At 64.2% G+C, this 3,086-nt stretch carries 3 protein-coding genes; all 3 read right to left on the bottom strand.

Annotation, left to right across the window (positions count from 1 at the left end; translation table 11 throughout):
• A partial coding sequence (locus tag SGR02S_RS19075; RefSeq protein WP_369691236.1) for a methyltransferase domain-containing protein occupies positions 1–398 on the bottom strand: 398 nt, incomplete at its 3' end.
• Between the two features lie 268 nt (positions 399–666).
• On the bottom strand, positions 667–1,326 hold the full coding sequence (locus SGR02S_RS19070; RefSeq protein WP_156483140.1) for a hypothetical protein: 660 nt from the start codon (positions 1,324–1,326) through the stop codon (positions 667–669).
• Between the two features lie 308 nt (positions 1,327–1,634).
• Positions 1,635–2,990 carry an IS1380-like element ISPme1 family transposase gene (locus SGR02S_RS19065; RefSeq protein WP_011997539.1) on the bottom strand — a complete coding sequence of 452 codons (1,356 nt, stop codon included), beginning with the start codon at positions 2,988–2,990 and terminating at the stop codon, positions 1,635–1,637.
• Between the last annotated feature and the right edge of the window lie 96 nt (positions 2,991–3,086).

The raw sequence follows: 3,086 nt of genomic DNA, 5'->3' as shown, positions 1-3,086 counted from the left end.
TCGACATCAGCCACCGGCAGGGCGAACCCCGCCCGCTGGAGCAGTCCCGCCGCGTCATAGGCGTCGGCCAGGGGCGCCACCCTGAGGCCAGCCCCGCCGGTGATCTCGGCTTCTGCTGCCATCAGGGCCTGCCGCAACTCGGTCAAGGTCGCCCCACCCAGGATCGAGGCCAGAAACAGCCCGTCGGGACGAAGGGCGCGCCGGACCTGGATCAGGCTGCCCGGCAGGTCGTTGGTCCAGTGCAAGGCGAGCGTCGAGACCACCAGGTCCAGGCTCTGGTCCGCGAAGGGCAGACGCTCCTCATCGGCTTGCAGGCGAAGCCCCGGCCGGCCGGCCAGCATCGGCCATGAAAGGTCGGTCTCGATGATCGCGCCGATCTTTCCCGCGGCGTCGCTCACCGCCAGCGCCCGGGCGAATGCGCCGTCGCGGGCGCCTAGGTCGGCGCAGACGGGAAAGGTCCGCGCTATGACGGCCAGCCGCTCGGCGAGATCCTCCGCCGCGCGGGCCTTGAGGAAGCCCGCCGACGCAAACCGCGACGCGGCCCGGTCCAGCTTTCGCCGATGCCGGGCGCGGTCGAACAGGCGGGGGGGGAGCTGTCATCGCGCGGCGTTTATCCGTCAAAACGCCGGCGATGCCTATGCGCCGCGCCCTCGAATCCGGCCGGGTTTAGTATCTGGCCGCCGTGAACGAGCCTTCGGAGTCGCCTTCCCGGATCGGCCCCTTCATCGACCCGTCCGCCTGGACCTCGCCGGTATACTCCACATGGACCGCCCGGCCCTGATAGTCGGTGTCGTAAGCGAAGGTGACCTTGGAGCCGTCCACCGCGCCCTTGGCCTGAAGGGTCGGGCCCTGGATTATGGAGCACGGGCCTTTGATCTTCACCCCATCGGCCTTGAAAGTGCAAAGCACGGAGTATTTGATCTCCGGCGTGAAGCCGACGTCGAACTTCCAGGTGGTGGAATGATCGGCGTCGCGGCTCATCACTTTGGAGCCCCTGAACTGACCGGTGGAGATCCCGGCGTTGATCCGTCCGATCACCGTGCCGTCGGGCTTCACGTCGCCGCTGTACTCCAGGGTCAACCCTCCGCCGTCATAGTCGGTGTCATAGCGGAACGTCAGGGTGTCGCCCGTCAGCCGGCCGGTTGCTTTCAGCAGTTTACCCTGCATGGCGACGCAGGGGCCTGCGATCTTGGAGGTGTTTTCCTCCAGCTGGCAAAACAGCGAATATTGGAGGTCGGAACCGAACTCGCCCTTCACGATCCAGGTGGCCGACATGTCGGCGGCGGAAACGGCCAGGGGGGTTCCCAAGACGATCAGGCCGCCCATGAACAGAGTTTTTATTGACATGATCGGCGCTCCAATAAGGTGTCAGGACGAAGGGGAGTTTGTATTAACCCAGCGGCGTGGTGTCAACCGACATTCCCCAAGTGGCCCGCCGCTTGACTTCAAGATCGCCTGATTTTGCTCGCTGGGCAAGCGTTTTTCGCCCCGAGCGGTGTCTGTCGTCGCGCAAACGGCCGAAGTCGGGTGGATCAAGCCTCGAACCCGCAGCATTCTGGCCCGGCAGAGCCGCTTTTCCGCGCGGCAGACGGACCTGTCCTGCCGCTTTCGTTCAGCTTGGGCATGGATCGTGGTCATGCGCATGACGGAGGCGTTCGAAGACGGCGGATGGCGGCAAGGACGGCCCGCACCATCGGGCCGGTGACGGCGACCTCGGCCAACTGGAAGGTAATGGCGCGGGCGTGGCGGACGACGCGGGCGCCGATCTTGATCAGCTTGAGTTGCAGGCTGGTCAACGACCAGTCCGCCATGGCCTCGGGCAGTTCGATGCAGCGCAGGAAGGTTGCCAGGTTGTAGGCCAGCGCGTGCAGTTGCAGCCGCACCTCGTTGTGCCGGAACTTCCGGCATGACAGCCGCGTCCAGCGAAAGGCATATTTGCCTTCCTTGATGTGCTGCTCTGCGGTGCCGCGCTGGTTGTAGAACCTCACCACCCAGTCTGGCTCCATCGGCAGGTTGGTGACGATGAAGCCGACTTTGGGGAACAGCTCGCCCGGATGCCATTCGATCTTGGCGATGACGCGGCGCGGCTTGTCCCAGGACGCCGCCTGATACTCGAAGTCCTCGAAGAACCGTTTGACCTTGGTCAGCGAAGGCCGTCCCACGGGCCGTGTCAGCCGATGCGCGATCTTCTCGCGCAAGACGGCGTTGGCGGGCAGACGGATGGCGTAGAAGAACCTGGCTTCTTCCAGCCGCATATAGATCGCGGGGATCGCGTAGGCAGCGTCGGCCCGGAAGAAGCGTCCACCAAGGTCGCGGCCAGCATATCGGGCAATGACGGGATCAAGGACATCCCGCCAGCCATCGGCGCTGTGGACATTGCCGTTACGCAGGGCGCAGCGCTCCAGCATGCCAAACTGGTTGAACAAGAAGATGGGGTGATAGCAGGTGCAGTCGAAATGCCCGTTCCAGGCAGTACCTTCCTGATCGCCGTGGGTGGGGCTGACCGAGCTGTCCATGTCCAGCACGATGTATTTCAACCCGTTGCGGTCATGAAACCGGTCGATCCATTGGCCGTTCAGATCGGCCAGCGCCGCCCGGTTCGCGGCCAGAGCCAGCGTCTCGGTCTCGAACCGTCCCATCTGCGATGCCGAAGCAGCTTGCGCCTCGACGGCCCTGCCGCCAACGACCTGACGCATCACGGGATCGAGGGCCAAGCGGTCGGCATCGTTCACATCCTCGTATCCGGCCAGTCGTCCGAACACCGATTGCCGGAACAATCCGTCAAGCCGATGGAGCGTGTTCTTCCCGGTGCGGCTGTCTCGCAGCGCCTCCGACGCCAGATTGGACAGGCCGAGCACGTCATCAAGCTCGCGCATCACCAGCAGGCCACCGTCTGAACTGATCTGCGCACCACGGAACTCCAGACGCACACGGCGGTCGAAATCAACCCGATCTCCCCGCGCCAAGCCCGCACCCTCCAGGTGATCCATGAAACGCGCCCCTCGCAGCCGTCAACGCCATGATTTATATGCGAAATATCACGATTACGACAGCGAAATCAGCGACTTACTTGGAGAATGTGGGAT

The organism is Sphingopyxis granuli NBRC 100800 (genome assembly GCF_001591045.1).
In the GTDB taxonomy this organism is placed as follows: Bacteria; Pseudomonadota; Alphaproteobacteria; order Sphingomonadales; family Sphingomonadaceae; genus Sphingopyxis; species Sphingopyxis granuli.
The sequence above is the reverse complement of the archived record's forward strand: the minus strand, read 5'-3'. Positions and strand labels throughout refer to the sequence as shown.

What these genes read in the sequence shown, in the direction of transcription:
- SGR02S_RS19065 (WP_011997539.1), bottom strand. Translation starts at nt 2,990, where the DNA reads ATGGATCACCTGGAGGGTGCGGGCTTGGCGCGGGGAGATCGGGTTGAT.
- SGR02S_RS19070 (WP_156483140.1), bottom strand. Translation starts at nt 1,326, where the DNA reads ATGGGCGGCCTGATCGTCTTGGGAACCCCCCTGGCCGTTTCCGCCGCC.